The organism is Mariniflexile maritimum (assembly GCF_009746565.1).
GTDB classification, from domain to species: Bacteria; Bacteroidota; Bacteroidia; order Flavobacteriales; family Flavobacteriaceae; genus Mariniflexile; species Mariniflexile maritimum.
This window is the reverse complement of record NZ_WRPN01000002.1, coordinates 319,817-337,451: the sequence shown is the minus strand read 5'-3', so window position 1 is coordinate 337,451 and position 17,635 is coordinate 319,817. Positions and strand designations below refer to the sequence as shown.

The following is a 17,635-nucleotide window of genomic DNA, read 5'->3' as shown; positions in this document are numbered from 1 at the left end:
TTACCTTCTAACCTCTAACCTCTAACTTCTAACTTCTAACTTCTAACTTTTCACTTTTAACATGTCTAGAGACGAACAATTAAAAAAACGCTGGGAACTGGTAGTATCCAAACTTTCAAATCAATTTGCCGATGGCGACACCTTGGACCTCGATGCCATTATCTATTTAATAGGCGTGCAAGAACTTGGGCAATTGGACAGGGCTTTTAAAAAAGACCAAAAACTTGATTTAATGCATATTGCCATTTGTAAATTGTTAACGCCCTACGGTTACTATGCGCTCGATTTTGTTGATGAGGAAGGTTGGCCACATTACAAAACCCTAGAAACCCTGCCCCATTTAAAGGCAGGCGAACAAAGCGTTTTAATGAAAGAGGCCATTGTAAATTATTTTTTAGAAACAGAGTATATAAATTAGTTTTTGGGTGTTAGCTTTATCCTGAAACAAGTTTAGGAACCGGGTCGGGCTTGTAGTTTTTCTTGCTCGAAAAAAGGCTTGAATCTTTTGTTTTTTGTCATTCCTACAAAGGCAAGAACATACAATCAAAGTTGAGAGCTAGTTTTTTTAGGAATAAAAAACAAAAGGATTTTCACTGCAATCCCTAGCGCAGTTATCGTAAAAAACAGTAAATTTGCCATCATTTTTTAATGAACCCATGATAGATAAAATAAAAGAACTGATAGCTGAGGCCGAAGCCTTTAAAGCACATACCAAAGACGAGGTGGAAGCTTTCAGAATTAAATTTTTAGGAAAAAAAGGCTTGTTAAACCAGTTTTTTGCCGAATTTAAAAACGTAGCCAACGACCAAAAAAAGGAATTTGGCCAAGTAATAAATACCCTTAAAAAAACGGCCGAAGACAAAGTAATGGCCTTAAAACAGGAACTGGAAAGCAAGGAGGAAGTTAAGGGCATTTATGGCGATTTGTCGCGCCCGGGAAACCCTGTTCAAATAGGGGCGCGCCATCCCATTTCCATAGTAAAAAATCAAATTATCACTATTTTTTCAAACATAGGTTTTAACGTAAGCGAAGGCCCCGAAATAGAAGATGATTGGCACAACTTTACAGCCTTGAACCTGCCAGAATACCACCCTGCGCGCGATATGCAGGATACCTTTTTTATACAAACAAACCCCGATATGCTGTTGCGCACCCACACCAGTTCGGTGCAGGTACGCTATATGGAAACCAACCAACCGCCCATTCGCACCATTTCCCCGGGCAGAGTGTATAGAAATGAAGCCATTTCAGCACGTTCGCACTGTTTTTTCCATCAAGTAGAAGGTTTGTATATTGACAAGAACGTGAGTTTTGCCGATTTAAAACAAACCCTACAATATTTTACCACACAAATGTTTGGGAAAAGCAAAATACGGTTGCGCCCCTCCTACTTCCCGTTTACCGAACCCAGTGCGGAAATTGATGTGTATTGGGGCTTGGAAACCGAATCGGATTACCGCATTACCAAAGGTACCGGTTGGCTTGAAATTGGCGGTTGCGGCATGGTGGACCCTAATGTTTTGGAAAACTGCAAAATAGATTCTAAGGTTTATTCCGGGTTTGCCTTTGGTGTGGGCATCGACCGCATTGCCATGTTGTTGCACCAAATAAACGACATCCGTTTACTAAGCGAAAATGATGTACGGTTTCTGGAGCAGTTTAAGAGTGCTTTGTGAAAATTTAGCAAGCAAAATAGTTTCCATTAATAAGAATGAACATAAACTATCAACTTAAAAATTCGGGTTTTTGAATATCAGCTTTATACTTCTTCAAAATCAAAATTGAAGCAAAAAAACGTTTGTCTGTATTTGTAATGGTAATAAAGCACTACTGGGAACTTCTTTTGAAAATAATGGCTTAATGCTCGTCAACTATCAAAAATCCTAAAACTTTCATACTCACTTAATATTCGCTTAATGTAGCTTTTAACCTCTAAACATACCACATTAAACAACATAAAAACTTGCAAACAATTCAGTTTTGGTGTAAATTAGCACCAAAATCGAATCAAATGGCACGACAAAGCATTTCATTTACAAAACCAAATGATGAGTGGTTAAAAACACAGGTTGAAAACCAAGAATATTCAAGCAAAAGTGAACTTATTAATGACTTAATAAGACAAGCGCGAAACAAACAAATTGAAATAGACTGGATTAGGGCCAAAATAGAGAAAGCAGAAAACAATGGATTTACCAACGACAGCAAGGACCAAATTTTAGCACAATCTAAGGCTTTGCTTAATGGCTAAATACAAACTAAGCAACGAAGCCAAAAACGATTTGATACGCATTCATCGCTACGGGGTCGAAAAATTTGGAATGACGCAAGCCGATGTATATTTCGATTCCTTTTTTAAATATTTTGACATCATCGCACAAAGTCCTTATTCATTCCCATCTGTTTCTTTCATAAAAGAAGGATACAGACGCTGTGTTTGTGGCTCCGACACTATTTATTACAAAATTACTGATGGCGTTGTTGAAATAATGGTAATTGTTGGAAGACAGGATTTAAACAATATCCTTTAAACTTTTGCAAAAACACTTTAGCATACAAGAGCCAATAAAAACATCCTGAACAAATGAAGCCAATGAAATCATTGGCTTTTTTTTTAACTTATATTTAACTTCGATTAGTTCGGTTTGTTCCGAACCAATATTATCTTTGCCCGAAATTTGTACTTATGACCACCGAAATTTGTAACGAAAAACAAGCCTTGGTTGAGCGACTGGGCGTTTTTATGGAACAAAAAGAGCAATTGGCGCCCCTAGCGGCGCGCATCTTGTCGTATATCGTTCTCACAGGGAAAAAAGGTACTACTTTTGAAGATTTAGTACGTGTTTTGTGTGCCAGCAAAAGCACCATTTCTACTCATTTAAACCATTTGGCCGATTTAAACCGTATTGTTTATTTCACTAAACCGGGCGATCGAAAAAAGTATTATACCATCAATCAAGATAGCATTTTGCAAAGCATCGATACCATGATGGCCTCATGGATTGCACAAAAGGAACTTCATCTTGAAATTAAAGATTATAAGGAAAAATTCAACAGTAAAGCTTCACCAGAAGAACCAAAATTAGAGCTTGATTTTCACGATAGCTATATAAAATTTTTAGAGGAAGTTACCCAATCGGTAGCCAATTTAAGATCAAAAATAATAGAAAAAAAATACTAAATCCCAATCAATGAAAACAATTAAAACCCCGTTAATAGCTGTATTTGCAAGCATCACACTTTATGTTAGTTGTGGCAATAACGACCAGAAACAACAAGCACCACAAGGCCCCATGCCTTTTCAAGTAACTACCGTTCCGCAAAAAACCGTTACGGGCTTTACCAGTTATCCAACACGTATTGAAGGGGTAAACAATAGCGAGGTGCGTGCTAAAATTTCGGGCTACATTACCGCTGTTTTGGTTGATGAAGGTCAACAGGTAAAAAAAGGGCAAACCTTATTTAAGCTAGAAACCCAATCGCTTTCCCAAGATGCTGCCGCTGCCAAAGCAACCGTGAATGCAGCCCAGGTTGAAGTGGAAAAATTAAAGCCTTTGGTTGAAAAAAACATTATTAGCAACGTGCAATTGGAAACTGCCAAAGCAAAGCTACAACAAGCCAAAAGCGCTTATAACAGTATTGGTGCCAACATTGATTACGGCACGATTAAAAGCCCTGTTGATGGCTATGTGGGCGCCATTAGATTACGAAAAGGAACGCTTGTAAGTCCTTCAAATCCCGAGCCTTTAACAACAGTTTCAGATATTAGCAACGTGTACGCCTATTTTTCCATGAATGAAAGTGATTATCTCGATTTTATCCAAAATTCTGAAGGAAAGGATGTGCCATCCAAAATAAAAAACTTGCCAAAAGTTACATTGGTCTTGGCAAATGGAACAGATTACGATGCGGAAGGCACTATCGAAACCATCAACTCGCAAGTGAATGTTAATACGGGTTCCATATCATTTCGCGCCGTTTTTGATAATGCCAACAGATTGCTTACCAACGGCAATAGCGGCAAGATAAAAATTCCAAAAACATATAAAGATGCGGTTGTGGTACCTAAGGAAGCTACCTACGAACAACAGGGCAGCACGTATGTTTACAAACTAACTGAAAACAATATGGCAGTGGCATCACGCATTAATGTTTTAGCCGATGTTGACAACCTTTTTGTGGTTTCTGAAGGCCTTAAACCTGGCGATAAAATTGTTGCAAAAGGCGTTGCCAAATTAAGAGGCGACACCCCCATAAAACCTATGGAAGTTACTTTTGATAGCATTGCGAAACCAATAGAAAGAGTATTCAGATAAACCACCAAGAAACAAACCCATGTTAAAAACATTTATAGAACGGCCTGTACTTTCAACGGTTATCTCCATCATCATCGTTATTTTGGGTATCCTTGGCCTTACCTCATTATCCATTACGCAGTATCCTGATATTGCACCGCCAACCATTTCGGTAAACGCCACCTATCCGGGTGCGAATGCTGAAACCATTTTAGAAAGTGTGATCATCCCCATTGAAGAGCAAATCAACGGTGTTGAAGGCATGACCTACATTACCTCCAGCGCCTCCAATACAGGAACTGCAACCATTACGGTGTATTTCGACCAAGATGTGGATCCAGACATTGCTGCAGTAAACGTACAAAACCGTGTAACTCGTGCCAATTCCAGATTACCACAAGCGGTTCTTCAAACGGGCGTTACCACTTCAAAACAACAAACAAGTGCTTTAATGTTTATGTCGTTTTACAGCGACAACCCCGATTATGATGATACTTTTATTCAGAATTACCTAAAAATAAACGTAATCCCAGAATTGCAAAGGGTAAATGGCGTGGGCGATGTTAGTGTATTTGGCTCGAAAGATTACGCCATGCGCATTTGGCTGCGACCCGAAAAAATGGCTGCCTATGGCCTTATCCCTACCGATGTTACTGCGGCGTTACGCGAACAAAGTTTGGAAGCTGCGGCAGGATCATTTGGTGAAAATGATGGTGAAGCTTTTAGCTATGTTATCAAGTACGGCGGGCGTTTTAAAACCGAGGCGCAATACAGCAACATCATCATTAAGGCCTTGGGCAATGGGCAATTTTTAAAATTGGCCGATGTGGCCGATATTGAACTGGGAGCACAATCTTATTCGGGAGGCTCTATTACCAATGGAAAACCAGCGGTAAACTTGGGCATTTTTCAAACAAAGGGCTCCAATGCTCGGGACATTATTGTTGAAATTGAAAAAAAACTAAAAAGTATAGAAACTGAATTGCCAAAAGGTGTTGAGATTTTTGTGCCTTACAATACCAACAATTTCTTGAACGCTTCCATTGAAAAGGTAGTAAGCACCCTGGCCGAAGCGTTTTTACTGGTATTTTTGGTCGTATTCATCTTTTTACAGGATTTTAGATCGACCTTAATTCCCGCCATAGCGGTTCCGGTGTCTATTATTGGTACTTTTTTCTTCTTGAACCTGTTTGGTTATTCCATCAACTTATTAACCCTGTTCGCGTTGGTTTTGGCCATCGGAATTGTGGTTGATGATGCCATTGTGGTGGTTGAAGCGGTTCATGCCAAGATTGATCAAGGCGAGCACGATCCAAAGAAAGCGACTTTTGATGCCATGCACGATATTTCGGGCGCCATCGTTTCCATTACTTTGGTGATGTCGGCCGTTTTTATTCCGGTTACGTTTATTAAAGGGCCTACCGGTGTGTTTTACGAACAATTTGGGGTAACGCTTATTGTGGCCATTATTATTTCGGCAGTCAACGCCCTAACGTTAAGTCCGGCGCTTTGTGCCCTGTTTTTAAAAGGACATGACGAGAAACAGAGCAGCAAAAAGAAAGGCTTCTTGGGTCGGTTTTTTAATGGTTTTAACCGTGGATTTAACGCTTCGGTAAAAAAATACGGCAAGTCCGTTCACTTCTTGTACCGCAACAAATGGATTACCGCCTTGGTGCTTGTAGTGGCTGTTGTTGCCATTTGGTGGTCTTCGTCGGTATTAAAAACAGGCTTTGTTCCTGATGAGGATAGAGGCATCGTGTTCGTTAATGTTGAACTTCCTGCAGGCTCATCCATAGATAGAACGCATCAAGTGAATGCAGATTTATATAAGAAATTAATTCAAATCCCGGGTGTAAAAGGTGGTTCGCTTATTGATGGGCGCAGCTTTTTAGGAGGTGCCGGAAGCAACTTCGGACTAGGTTTTATTAGATTGGATGATTGGAAGGACCGAAAGGATGATGCACTATCGGTACAGAACATCACTGCGCAAATGTTTGGTGCCGCAGCACAGATACCAGAAGCCAATATTATCTTTTTTGCACCACCGAGTATTCCAGGTTTTGGAAATTCGGCAGGTGTTGAAGTTAACTTGTTAGATCGCTCTGGCGGAAGTTTTACCGAACTCGATAATGTAACCCAGGAATTTATTGGGAAACTATCGCAACGCCCCGAAATTTTATATGCTCAATCGTCCTTCAACACAAAATATCCGCAATATGAAATCGAGCTCAATGCCGAATTGGCAAAAGAATTGGGCGTGCCAATCAGCGATATTTTCTCCACCCTACAAGGTTATATAGGAAGTATTTTTGCTGCCGATTTTTCTAGATTTGGCAAACAGTACCGTGTTTATGTGCAGGCTTTACCTGAAGATCGTGCCGAGGAAAGCGATTTGGACAAGCTTTATGTGCGCACTGGTTCGGGTGAAATGACCCCCATTACGGCTTTTGTTAACTTAAAAAAAGTGTATGGGCCACAGTCGGTAACACGTTTTAACCTCTTTAATTCCGTTACCCTAAACGCCGCCATAAAACCAGGATATAGTTCTGGCGACGCCATTAAAGCGGTAAACGAAGTGGCAAAAACCCTACCCGCCAATTATTCAACCGCCTATTCCGGCCTTACACGCGAGGAAGTAAATGCAGGCAACCAAACCACAACCATTTTTATATTGTCGTTGGTATTTGTTTATTTTTTACTAGCGGCACAATACGAAAGTTATTTAATTCCATTCTCGGTACTTCTTTCCCTTCCTTTGGGTGTGTTTGGAGCTTATTTTGTTACGCAACTAACTGGATTGCAAAACAATATCTATTTTCAAATTGCATTGATCATGCTACTCGGGCTCTTGGCCAAAAACGCCATTTTAATCGTGGAATTTGCGTTGCAACGACGACGTAAAGGGGAATCGCTTTTGGATGCAGCCGTCAATGGTGCCGAAGCGCGTTTACGCCCAATTTTAATGACATCATTCGCCTTTATTCTTGGTTTAATGCCGTTGGTTTTGGCAAATGGTGTTGGCGCACAGGGCAACCGCTCTATTGGTACAGGTGCCGTGGGTGGCTTATTGATAGGTACCGTTTTGGGGGTTTTTGTCATCCCAATCTTGTTCATCTTCTTTCAATGGTTGCAAGAAAAAATATCGGGAACACCCCAACAAACATTAGAAATTAAAAAAGACACACGTTTATGATTGCAATTCTAAAACATAAATATATGGTAATGTTGACTATTTCAGCCATTACCCTACAAAGTTGCTTTGTTGCCAAAGATTACAAACAACCCGAACTGATTGAAACCCAAAATTTGTTCAGAACCGATGAGTTGCCAACCGATAGCGTATCCATGGCCGATGTATCGTGGAAAACCTTATTTACCGATGCTTATTTAAACCAGTATATTGATGAAGGCCTCCAAAACAACATGGATATCCGAATCGCCATTCAGCAAATACTTTCGGCGGAGGCCTATTTAAAGCAAGGAAAAGCCGGCTATTTCCCTACCTTAAATGGCAATGCCACTGTAAACCGTTCCTACATTTCCGGAAACGGACAACAAGGTGCTATTTTAAGCAGCCTTGGTACCGACCATATCGACCAGTTTGAATTATCGGGCACATTATCATGGGAAGCCGATATTTGGGGAAAAATGCGCAGCAACAAACGGGCATATCAAGCCGGTTATTTGCAAAGTGTGGCAGCGCACCAAGCCGTAAAAACGCAATTGGTTTCCAGTATTGCGGCTACCTACTACCAACTGCTGGCCTTAGATGCACAATTGGCCATTACCAAACAAACCATTGCAACGCGCGAAACCAGTGTGGAAACCATTAAAGCTTTAAAAGATGCCGGTCAAGTTACACAAGTAGCAGTCGATCAAAACATTGCGCAGTACAACAATGCAAAATCGTTGCAGGTAGATTTAGAAACCGCCATTTTTAGAACCGAAAATGCCCTAAGTATTTTATTAGGAAAAGCACCGCAGCATTTTGAGAGAAGCGCCATTGATATGCAAAGCATTGAAACCAATTTAAAATTAGGCGTACCTGCAATGTTATTAAGCAACCGTCCTGATGTAATTGCTGCCGAGTACGGTTTGATACAATCCTTTGAGCTAACCAATGTTGCCAGAAGTCAATTTTATCCATCGTTAAAATTAACGGCTTCCAGCGGATTTCAAAGTCTGGATTTTGATAATTTATTTGATGCCAATTCGCTATTTGCCAATTTGGTTGGTGGCTTAACACAGCCTGTTTTCAACCAACGAAAAATTAAAACGCAATACGAAGTTAGCAAAGCACAACAAGAGCAAGCTTTATTAAGGTTTAAAAAATCGCTTTTAGTAGCAGGTAACGAAGTATCGAATGCCTTGTTTGCTTACCATGCCGAAACCCAAAAGTTTGAATACCGACAAAATGAAGTTGAAGCGTTGCGCAATGCCGAAAGCAACTCGGAAGAATTGCTTAAAAACGGTTATGCCAATTATTTGGATTTATTAACCGCCCGACAAAGTGCCTTAAACGCCGAATTGAACGTGATAGACAGCAAATTACAGCAATTGCTAACGGTGGTCAATTTATACGAAGCGCTTGGTGGCGGCTGGAAATAATGAAATAAACTCATTTACTTACTTTTTTATTAGATGAAGAAAGATATTGAAATCCCTAAAGTTGCAGATGTTTACATTGCTATCGTAAATGAATACAACGATATTTACAAAACCCACGATTGGAACGCCTACATCATCAACGATAAGAACGTGGATCTAGAAATGGTCTTGATTGTAACAAGTGGTTTTTCCGAAGAAAAAATAACCTCAACATTCCGTAAAAAAATAGATATGCTTCCTAAGAAAAGCTATGCCAAAATCGAGTTGATGCAAGAAGCCCTGTTTGCATTGAACAACACGTTTAAAGTATCTTTTTTTGAAGGAAACACGATGTTTGATAAAACGTATTTGTTCAGAAAAAACACGATTAATTTAAAGGCGTTGCAAAACATCCCTTTAATGGAAGCGCGTGGTGTTTTGGTGAAGTAATAATCAATCTTCTTAATTATTTAACAACAAGTTTTTTAGTATGAATTTGAGATTTATTTAAGTATTTTAATAAATAAATACCAGATTGTAAATCAGATACATCAATACGGTTTTGTCCACTTTTGATTCTTACAGATTTAATCAAAGCCCCAGTTATATCTAATATATCGATATTTAAGTTATTGTAAGAATCATTTTTAATGTAAACAATGCCTTTTGAAGGATTTGGATAAACACTAACATTATTATCAACTAAAGCGAAATTTCTAGTTCCTAAAGCTAAATCTGATTCAACCAAATAATAAGCTTGTGAGGAAATTAAAGACCCAGTATAATACACCTCAGATGTATTGGCTAAAGCAAACTTATTTAAGGTATTATACCAATAATGTGAGATTGTTGTAGTTTCGGGTAGTGTGAAACCCATAAAAAATATCGGTGCTTTTAATGACAGTTTTTATTCTTAAAACATTATTTATAGTTGCATAAGGTAAAATTAAATTGCCATAACCATCAGCAGTAATTTCGATTGTTCCAGACCTATCATATGTTTGAGACGCAGCAATATTCTCTACTATTCCTGAAAATGTTTCGTTAAATACATCATTATAGGTAATTGGAAATTTAAGATATTCTTGTTTGTCGGAGTAAACGGCTCTTAAGGTGCCTGCCAGATAATTACCTTCAATTGAAACATCAGAATTTGAACTTGAAAGATAACTTTCTGCATTTGTTCCGAGTGAATAAAACACAAAATTAGCTGACGGAAAAGTAGCTGGTTCAGAGGAATTTAGTAAGTTAATAACATTGGTTTTCTCTGTTGTGCCAGAAGCAGTAGAAAAATCCCATGTTTGGTTTGCACCACTTTGACTTACATTAAATGTATAATTAGGAATAGAAACATAGCTGTAAGAATCTCCAATTGCAGGTGTATTTGTACTACTGGTTAATGTAATTTGAGCATTTAATGCTGTTGTGGTAAAAAAAAAGCGCAGCAAAACAAATTAGAGTGTAAAGTTTTTTCATGTATCAAAAAAATGAAATAGTTTACAAACATTGCAAGAATAATAAAAAAAATTAATCCAACTTCTCAGTCAGTTTTTTAAAGGTTTGTTTGGGGTCCTTGCCTTCGTATAGAATCTCGTAAACGGCGTTTATAATGGGCAAACGTGTTTTCTTTTTATTTTTTTCGTTCAATAAATGGGCACTTTTGGTGGCGTAATAGCCTTCGGCAACCATGCTCATCTCCATTTGTGCGCTTTTTACGGTGTAGCCCTTACCAATCATGTTTCCAAACATGCGGTTTCTTGAAAATACCGAGTAGCCCGTTACCAACAAATCGCCCAGATACGCCGAATTATTGATGTTTCGTTTCATTTTGTGCATCTTTTTAATGAAACGTTTCATTTCGCGAATGGAGTTGCTCATCAGTACGCTCTGGAAATTATCGCCATAGCCCAAACCATGTGCTATACCGGCGGCAATGGCGTAAATATTCTTCAACATAACGGCATATTCCACGCCAATAACATCGTCGCTAATTTTTGTTTTTATATAATCGCTCGTTAATGCATCGGCTATGGTTTGCGCTTTTTCAGCATCTGAACATGAAATGGTTAAGTACGACAAGCGCTCTAAAGCCACTTCTTCCGAATGGCACGGGCCCGCAATAACCGCAATGTTTTTATACGGAATGTTATACGCTTCATGAAAATGTTCGCCCACCAACAAACCGGTTTCGGGAATGATCCCTTTTACGGCCGAAACGATTGTTTTCTTGGAAATATCGACGGTCATTTTTTGTAATTCCGAATAGATAAACGCCGAAGGAATAACGAAAATCAACACATCGGCATACTCTGCAATTTCATTTATATCGTTACTCAATTTTAATTGCTCAATATGAAATTCAACTGAACTCAAATAATTCGGGTTATGGTGTTCTTTCAACAAATGCTCTTTAGCATACACACTTCGCATGTACCAACCCACTTCATCCACATTTTCGCATAGCATCTTAACAATGGCCGTAGCCCAACTTCCCGCTCCAAAAACCGCGTATCTTAAAGTTTTGTCCATAAATAGTGTGATTGTTTATTGTTCAAAAATACATAATTTATAGAAAAGTAAGACCATTAGTAAAAAGAACAACGAATACAAACCAACGACAGCTACTTTAAACCCGAAAACCAAAACCCGAAAACTGAGAATGCGATTGAAAACCGCTACCAAAAAAAACGTGGCACGTGTTTTGAAAACCTTAACCTATAACCCTAAAAATGTTTGATTATGAAAACTATAAAATTACTTTTAGCTGTTGCGCTAACCGCAACCTTATTCACTTCGTGCTACACTGAAGTAAACCAATTTGATGACGAACCCACCATATCGTTGAACCAATTGCTGAATTCATACGAAATTTGGTATGTTGACATTAATAAAACCGAAGGTTACGGCACAACCCCGTTTTTGCAAAAGGCCTTTACCATGTCGTTTAAAAACGGTAGTGTGTATGCAAACAACAATATTGTAGGTTTGGGCAATACCGGCAATGGATTGGGCATTAAAATTGGAAATTATGATGCCTACGATATGATATTGGATGTTTTTCATCTGGTTGATGGTTTTGAAACCTTCGACATTTACCAAATCAATTCAAATACCATAGAACTTTACAACCCAAACAACGATACCTCGTACTTTTTAGAAGGCTATCAACGGAATAATTTCGATTACGATTTCGTGTTTTACGATAACATTCACTATTTCTTGCAAGAATACAATGCTTGGGAAAAAACCTATACCAGCGATTTTGGCGCGCTGAACGATTTTGACAACGAAAACTATTTACAGTTTTTATCGGGCGGAAACGACTCGGAATTTAGGAGTTCGCAAGATGCAACCGGTAAAAACGTTAACAATTTATATTGGGATTATACAGGTGTTTATGGCGTTGGAAACATTACTGGAAACTTAAAACTTAAAACTTTAACATTAGATTATGATTTCTTCAACAATGAACACTTTGAATTGAGCGTTATAAATGACAAGAAGATAGAATTGTACCACCCCGCATCAAAAACCGTATATGAATTTACAGGAAGGGGTTACATACAATATTTAAAAACCGCAAATACAAAAGAAAAAACCGCAACAACCGAAAAGTTGCGTAAACAAAGAAAAGATAAAGTAGAAAACCCAAGAACAAGCACAAGGGTTTTATAAAATTTTGGTTGGTTATTTAGTTTAGAAACCGTTTGAAGCAATTGCTTTGGGCGGTTTCTTATTTTAGTACAGATTAGAACAAAACCAAAACTACATAAAAAACGCTTTTAACTCAGTTGCTTCATGGGGCTTCATTTTCCCAGACAACAATAAACTGAGTTGTTTGCGTCGTAAAGCGGCTTCAAAACGTTGTTTTTCCAGTTCGGTTTCGGGCAAAATTTCAGGCACTATTACGGGCTTGCCAACATCATCAACGGCTACAAATGTATAAATACCTTCATTGGCCTTGGTACGTGCGCCCGAAATGCGGTCTTCAATCCAAACATCAATAAACACCTCCATCGAGGTATTAAAAGCCCGCGATACCTTGGCCTCAACCGTTACCACGCTTCCTAAAGGTACCGCTTTACTAAAAGCCACATGGTTTACCGAAGCGGTTACTACAATGTGCCTGCTATGGCGACGTGCAGCAATACTAGCGGCCCTATCCATGCGCGCCAACAGTTCGCCCCCAAAAAGATTGTTCAATGGGTTGGTTTCACCGGGTAAAACCATATCGGTAAGGATTGTTTTCGATTGTTCGGGTGTTTTCGCTTGCATCATAAAAAAATTAAATATGTTGTAAAGGTAAGCGGATTTTTAATTTACAACACGACTGCTAAGGTTAAAAAGACCCTTCCTATTAAAGAACCACAGCGATTTAACGGGAAATCCGCAGTAATAAATTTAAAAAATTACAGAAAAAACGTTTTTTACAAAAAAAAAGGTTTACAAACAATTTTATATTCTCGATATTTGAAGGAATAATAGTCTTTTATACTAATTCCAAATGCAAATAAATTTATAGTAAACAAAAAAATATGAAAGGCTGGCAACGCATCTTACTATTAATTATTCCCTATTTTGTTTTTGTTGGGATATTTCAATTTACAGGGTTTCTCATGGCGAGTGTCGATTTAAAATCCCTGGAGGCCGAAAAAACCACGGCACAGCATCTGATAATAACTTTTTTTAATTTTACGGGCACAATTGTCTTGCTTTGGTTTTTTATGGTGTTTATCGATAAAGAAAAATTCATCAACCTTGGCTTCCAAATAAAAAACAGGTTCAAGCATATTTATTTGGGCCTCCTATTTGGGTTTATCATTATGGGCTTAGGCTTGCTTATCCTGTTAGCCATCAATCAAGTGAAGTTTTTGGGCATAACCCTCAGCTTTAAGGAACTTCTATTCTCCATATTAATATACATCTTTGTGGCCATTACCGAAGAAGTGCTTTTTAGGGGCTATATACTGCGCAATTTTATGGCGTCCTTTAATAGCTATTGGGCGCTATTGCTCACCTCACTTGTATTTGCGATCGCCCATGGCGCCAACCCCAATATGGACTGGTTTAGCTTTTTAAATTTATTTTTAGCGGGTATCGTTTTAGGGGCTTCTTATATTTATACCAAAAACCTATGGTTTCCCATCGCCTTACATTTTAGCTGGAATTTGTTTCAAACCTTATTTGGGTTTAATGTGAGCGGTCAAGATTTTTACTCTTTAATCGAGTTTAAAACAACAGAGAAAAACATGATTAATGGGGGCGATTTTGGTTTTGAAGGCTCTATATTTTCTGTTGTAGTACAAGTTTTGCTAATAGGCACAATTTGGTTTTATTTTGAACGTATAAAACCAAAAAAACTACAACATTAAAAATCCATCACGAACAAATTGCAGTAAAATATTCTAGTGTTACCGTTTAAACTCATCTAATAGGAAGAAATACGGCTGTTTAGTTAACCAAATCCAAGTCCTTAACCAACAACCACGCATCTTCGTTATGATTGTTTCTAACGTTGCGCAACACTTTTAAGGCTTCTTCGGCAGTTTCGTAGCTACCGTAAACCACTTCGTGCAATCCGTATTTGTTAACGCCTATGCTTCTTGCGTTAAAACCTTGGGCTTTCAAGTCGCTTAAAATTTGCGCGCAGTTATCTTCTACCCTAAAAGCACCAGCAACCACATGGTAATTACCAGATTGTTTGGCAACGTTTAGCGTAATAGCGGGCAATGGGTTCAAATTAAAAGTGGCTTGCTGTATTTTACTGTCAAGCTTTTGGGTGGCCACTTCTTGGGCAATTTGGTTGTGTTGCTCAATTTGGTCAAGATAGTATTTTGAGGGCACCAATGCGCCCAAAGCCAAGGCTATTAAAGCCACCGCAGCATATTTAAAATAAGGGGATGCTTTGCGCTTTTCTGGGGTTATGGTAAGCGGTATTACCTTTTCAATAGCTTCCACTTCTTGTTTGTAAACCTCGCGAGAAACGGAAGGCGACACAAATTGCGACAAGCCAAACGCATTGGTCAAATAGTTTAAATGATATGTTGGTTCAAATATAATCTTGCCTTCACTGTTAAAAATAATTTCACCAATATTTTTAAAACTAACGGTTTCACCTTGCGTTAAATTTGATTTCAGCAACTTAACCCGATTTGCAATTTTCTCATTGGCAACCTCAAACGGAATTTTCTCAATATCGGCAATATAATGTGCCAACAGCCCATCGTTTTTTTGAATTTGCTCGTTAAACGACACGGTTTTTTTGGGTGGATAAAAGGTATGTGTGGCCGCATCAATCGACGCAGAGGCTTTTTGTGTTAAAAACGCACCAAACCCTGGTATGGTAACACACTCATATCTATAGAGTAAATCGCTTATGTAGGTTTCTAATTGCATAAAAACAAAGTTAAAATTTTTTGCTTTTAGATAAAATTTATGCCGAAGTATTTATTAACAGTTTAAAAATTCTTTTCTTGCAGCTTCAAAATCAATGGCATAAAATGAACCAAACCGATTTGCTTTACACCCTTGCCCTACAACATGTGCCCAATATTGGCGACATTACGGCAAAACGACTCATTAACCATTGCGGTTCTGCGGAAGCGGTTTTAAAAGAAAAACGGCAAAACCTGCAAAAAATCGATGGTATTGGCAGCGTAATCTTGGGCGAACTGTTTAAACCGCACCATATAAAAGAAGCCGAAAAAGAGCTTGTTTTTATTAAGGAAAACAACATTGAGGTTTTATATTTTGAAGAAAGCCATTATCCCGAAAAATTAAAGCACTGCATTGATGGCCCCATGCTATTATTCCAATCTGGAACCATTAATTTAAAACAACGGCACATTATTAGCATTGTTGGCACTAGAAAAATCACAACCAATGGCATGGCGTTTTGCGAAGATTTAGTTGAAAAACTAGCCATTTATAACCCTGTTATTGTTTCAGGGTTTGCTTACGGCACCGATATTACGGCCCATAAAGCGGCTATGAAACACCATTTACAAACCATTGGTTGTTTGGCGCACGGGCTCAATCAAATATACCCGGCGGTGCACAAAAAATACATGGTTCCCATGGAAAAAAACGGTGGCTTTTTTACCGATTTTTGGAGTACCGATACTTTTGACAGAAACAATTTTTTAAAACGCAATCGCATCATTGCCGGTTTAAGTGAAGCGACCATTGTAATAGAATCGGCCGAAAAAGGTGGCAGCTTGGTTACGGCCGATATTGCCAACTCCTACAACCGCGATGTGTTTGCTGTACCTGGAAGAACCACCGATTTACAAAGCACAGGCTGCAACAATTTAATAAAACACCAAAATGCCCACATGCTTACCACGCCTTTAGATGTACCTTATATTTTGAACTGGAAACTGGAAGATGAAAACAAACCAACCATTCAAAAACAATTATTTGTGGAATTGGACGCGACCGAAAAGCTAATTTTCAACTATCTAAAAGAAAAGGATAAACAACTGCTGGACGTTATTGCCATTGAATGTAACATGCCCATTTTTAAGGTTGCCAGCGCGTTATTGAATATGGAACTAAAAGGCGTTGTACGCCCGTTGCCGGGGAAACTGTTTGAGGTTATTTGAAAAATTTCTGCGAAAGCAGGAATCTTACGAAATGGACGATTATTTGTAAATCGCATTATTTCATTTTTTGATTTAAGATTTGAATACAAGATCCCAGCTTTTGCAGGAATTAATACCCAACCTTCTCTCGAACGCGCTTTAAAACAGCATCTGCCACCAATCTCGCTTTTTCGGCACCCAAAGCAAGTGCCTTTTCAACTTCTTCTAGGTTGTTCATGTAATAGTGGTAGCGCTCGCGCTGTACCGCAAATTTATCAACTATTAGCTCAAATAAGGCTTGTTTGGCATGTCCGTAACCATAATTACCGTTTTCATAATGGGCTTTCATGGTTTTAATTTGTTCATCGCTTGCTAATAAATTATAAATAGCAAAACAGTTGCACGTACTCCAGTCTTTTGGGGCTTCAAGGGGTGTGCTATCCGTTTGAATGCCCAATATTTGCTTGCGCAACTTTTTATCATCCAAAAAAATATTGATGGTATTATCGCGACTTTTGCTCATTTTTTCGCCATCCGTTCCCGGAATAAGCATGATGTGTTCTTCAATTCTTCCATCGGGCAACACAAAAACATCGCCCATTTTTGCATGAAAACGTGCCGCCACATCACGGGTCATTTCAATGTGTTGCAATTGGTCTTTTCCAACGGGTACAATTTCAGCATCGTACAGTAAAATATCGGCAGCCATTAACATGGGGTAGTTAAATAAACCGGCGTTTACATCTTCCAACCTATCGGCTTTATCCTTAAAACTGTGCGCCAACGTTAGGCGTTGATACGGAAAAAAGCAGCTTAAATACCACGACAGTTCTGTAACCTGTGGCACATCACTTTGTCTATAAAACACCGTTTTTTCAATATCCAATCCAAAAGCCAACCAGGTAGCTGCCACCGAATACGTGTTTTGCCGTAGTATCGCAGCATCTTTAATTTGGGTTAAGGTGTGCAAATTCGCAATAAATAAAAACGAATCGTTTTTGGGGTTGTTCGCCATTTCAATTGCTGGTATAAGCGCCCCTAAAATATTGCCTAAATGTGGTGTTCCCGTACTTTGTATGCCTGTAAGTATTCTTGCCATCTTTTTCATTCTCGCCAAAGCGGGAATTTCATTAAAATTAAACTATATGCTTTCTGCGAGCAAAGGTAATT

At 38.6% G+C, this 17,635-nt stretch carries 18 protein-coding genes; 12 read left to right on the top strand and 6 right to left on the bottom strand.

All coding sequences use genetic code 11. The features are described from left to right. Positions 1 to 61: 61 nt before the first annotated feature. The 9 genes from GQO80_RS04310 (at position 62) to GQO80_RS04270 (ending at position 9,332) form a co-directional block, all read left to right on the top strand. A complete protein-coding gene (locus tag GQO80_RS04310; RefSeq protein WP_157207097.1) occupies positions 62 to 418 on the top strand; it encodes a hypothetical protein in 357 nt (118 codons plus the stop codon). A gap of 238 nt (positions 419 to 656) precedes the next feature. Further along, a complete protein-coding gene (pheS, locus tag GQO80_RS04305; protein WP_157207096.1) occupies positions 657 to 1,676 on the top strand; it encodes a phenylalanine--tRNA ligase subunit alpha in 1,020 nt (339 codons plus the stop codon). A 335-nt stretch (positions 1,677 to 2,011) separates the two neighbouring features. Continuing rightward, positions 2,012 to 2,251 (top strand): ribbon-helix-helix domain-containing protein, encoded by a 240-nt coding sequence (locus GQO80_RS04300; RefSeq protein WP_157207095.1) that lies wholly within the window; start codon positions 2,012 to 2,014, stop codon positions 2,249 to 2,251. Further along, on the top strand, positions 2,244 to 2,531 hold the full coding sequence (locus tag GQO80_RS04295; protein ID WP_157207094.1) for a type II toxin-antitoxin system RelE/ParE family toxin: 288 nt from the start codon (positions 2,244 to 2,246) through the stop codon (positions 2,529 to 2,531). The genes GQO80_RS04300 and GQO80_RS04295 overlap by 8 nt, the downstream gene beginning before the upstream one ends. 155 nt (positions 2,532 to 2,686) lie before the next feature. After that, entirely contained in the window at positions 2,687 to 3,181 is a 495-nt protein-coding gene (locus GQO80_RS04290) for a GbsR/MarR family transcriptional regulator (RefSeq protein WP_157207093.1), read from the top strand. 10 nt (positions 3,182 to 3,191) lie between these two features. After that, positions 3,192 to 4,316 (top strand): efflux RND transporter periplasmic adaptor subunit, encoded by a 1,125-nt coding sequence (locus GQO80_RS04285; protein ID WP_157207092.1) that lies wholly within the window; start codon positions 3,192 to 3,194, stop codon positions 4,314 to 4,316. Between the two features lie 19 nt (positions 4,317 to 4,335). Then, the gene (locus tag GQO80_RS04280) at positions 4,336 to 7,488 is read left to right on the top strand and encodes an efflux RND transporter permease subunit (protein ID WP_157207091.1); all 3,153 of its coding nucleotides are present in this window, start codon (positions 4,336 to 4,338) and stop codon (positions 7,486 to 7,488) included. Further along, positions 7,485 to 8,903: an efflux transporter outer membrane subunit gene (locus tag GQO80_RS04275; RefSeq protein ID WP_157207090.1), complete on the top strand. Its 1,419-nt coding sequence runs from the start codon at positions 7,485 to 7,487 to the stop codon at positions 8,901 to 8,903. Before GQO80_RS04280 ends, GQO80_RS04275 begins: the two co-directional genes overlap by 4 nt. 33 nt (positions 8,904 to 8,936) lie before the next feature. Then, entirely contained in the window at positions 8,937 to 9,332 is a 396-nt protein-coding gene (locus GQO80_RS04270; RefSeq protein ID WP_157207089.1) for a hypothetical protein, read from the top strand. Positions 9,333 to 9,348: 16 nt separating this feature from the next. On the opposite strand, the gene GQO80_RS04265 is transcribed toward GQO80_RS04270, so the two are convergent. The 3 genes from GQO80_RS04265 to GQO80_RS04255 all read right to left on the bottom strand — a co-directional run bounded on the left by GQO80_RS04265 (position 9,349) and on the right by GQO80_RS04255 (position 11,411). Then, complete coding sequence (locus tag GQO80_RS04265; RefSeq protein WP_157207088.1) at positions 9,349 to 9,759, bottom strand: T9SS type A sorting domain-containing protein; 411 nt, start codon at positions 9,757 to 9,759, stop codon at positions 9,349 to 9,351. After that, entirely contained in the window at positions 9,710 to 10,330 is a 621-nt protein-coding gene (locus GQO80_RS04260; RefSeq protein WP_157207087.1) for a hypothetical protein, read from the bottom strand. Before GQO80_RS04260 ends, GQO80_RS04265 begins: the two co-directional genes overlap by 50 nt. Before the next feature lie 79 nt (positions 10,331 to 10,409). Then, complete coding sequence (locus GQO80_RS04255) at positions 10,410 to 11,411, bottom strand: NAD(P)H-dependent glycerol-3-phosphate dehydrogenase (protein WP_157207086.1); 1,002 nt, start codon at positions 11,409 to 11,411, stop codon at positions 10,410 to 10,412. A 210-nt stretch (positions 11,412 to 11,621) separates the two neighbouring features. Between GQO80_RS04255 and GQO80_RS04250 the strand changes: the two genes are divergently transcribed. Further along, entirely contained in the window at positions 11,622 to 12,557 is a 936-nt protein-coding gene (locus tag GQO80_RS04250) for a nicotinic acid mononucleotide adenyltransferase (protein ID WP_157207085.1), read from the top strand. A gap of 90 nt (positions 12,558 to 12,647) precedes the next feature. Here GQO80_RS04250 and GQO80_RS04245 read toward each other — a convergent pair whose 3' ends face one another. Further along, a complete protein-coding gene (locus GQO80_RS04245) occupies positions 12,648 to 13,157 on the bottom strand; it encodes an acyl-CoA thioesterase (protein ID WP_157207297.1) in 510 nt (169 codons plus the stop codon). A 260-nt stretch (positions 13,158 to 13,417) separates the two neighbouring features. Here GQO80_RS04245 and GQO80_RS04240 point away from each other — a divergent pair, with 260 nt between their 5' ends. Further along, a complete protein-coding gene (locus GQO80_RS04240; protein ID WP_157207084.1) occupies positions 13,418 to 14,254 on the top strand; it encodes a CPBP family intramembrane glutamic endopeptidase in 837 nt (278 codons plus the stop codon). A gap of 79 nt (positions 14,255 to 14,333) precedes the next feature. Here GQO80_RS04240 and GQO80_RS04235 read toward each other — a convergent pair whose 3' ends face one another. After that, the gene (locus GQO80_RS04235) at positions 14,334 to 15,278 is read right to left on the bottom strand and encodes an HU domain-containing protein (protein ID WP_157207083.1); all 945 of its coding nucleotides are present in this window, start codon (positions 15,276 to 15,278) and stop codon (positions 14,334 to 14,336) included. A 104-nt stretch (positions 15,279 to 15,382) separates the two neighbouring features. Between GQO80_RS04235 and dprA the strand changes: the two genes are divergently transcribed. After that, positions 15,383 to 16,486: a DNA-processing protein DprA gene (gene dprA, locus GQO80_RS04230; protein ID WP_157207296.1), complete on the top strand. Its 1,104-nt coding sequence runs from the start codon at positions 15,383 to 15,385 to the stop codon at positions 16,484 to 16,486. A gap of 109 nt (positions 16,487 to 16,595) precedes the next feature. Here the strand turns inward: dprA and trpS are convergent, their stop codons facing one another. Beyond that, positions 16,596 to 17,564 carry a tryptophan--tRNA ligase gene (gene trpS / locus GQO80_RS04225; protein ID WP_157207082.1) on the bottom strand — a complete coding sequence of 323 codons (969 nt, stop codon included), beginning with the start codon at positions 17,562 to 17,564 and terminating at the stop codon, positions 16,596 to 16,598. Between the last annotated feature and the right edge of the window lie 71 nt (positions 17,565 to 17,635).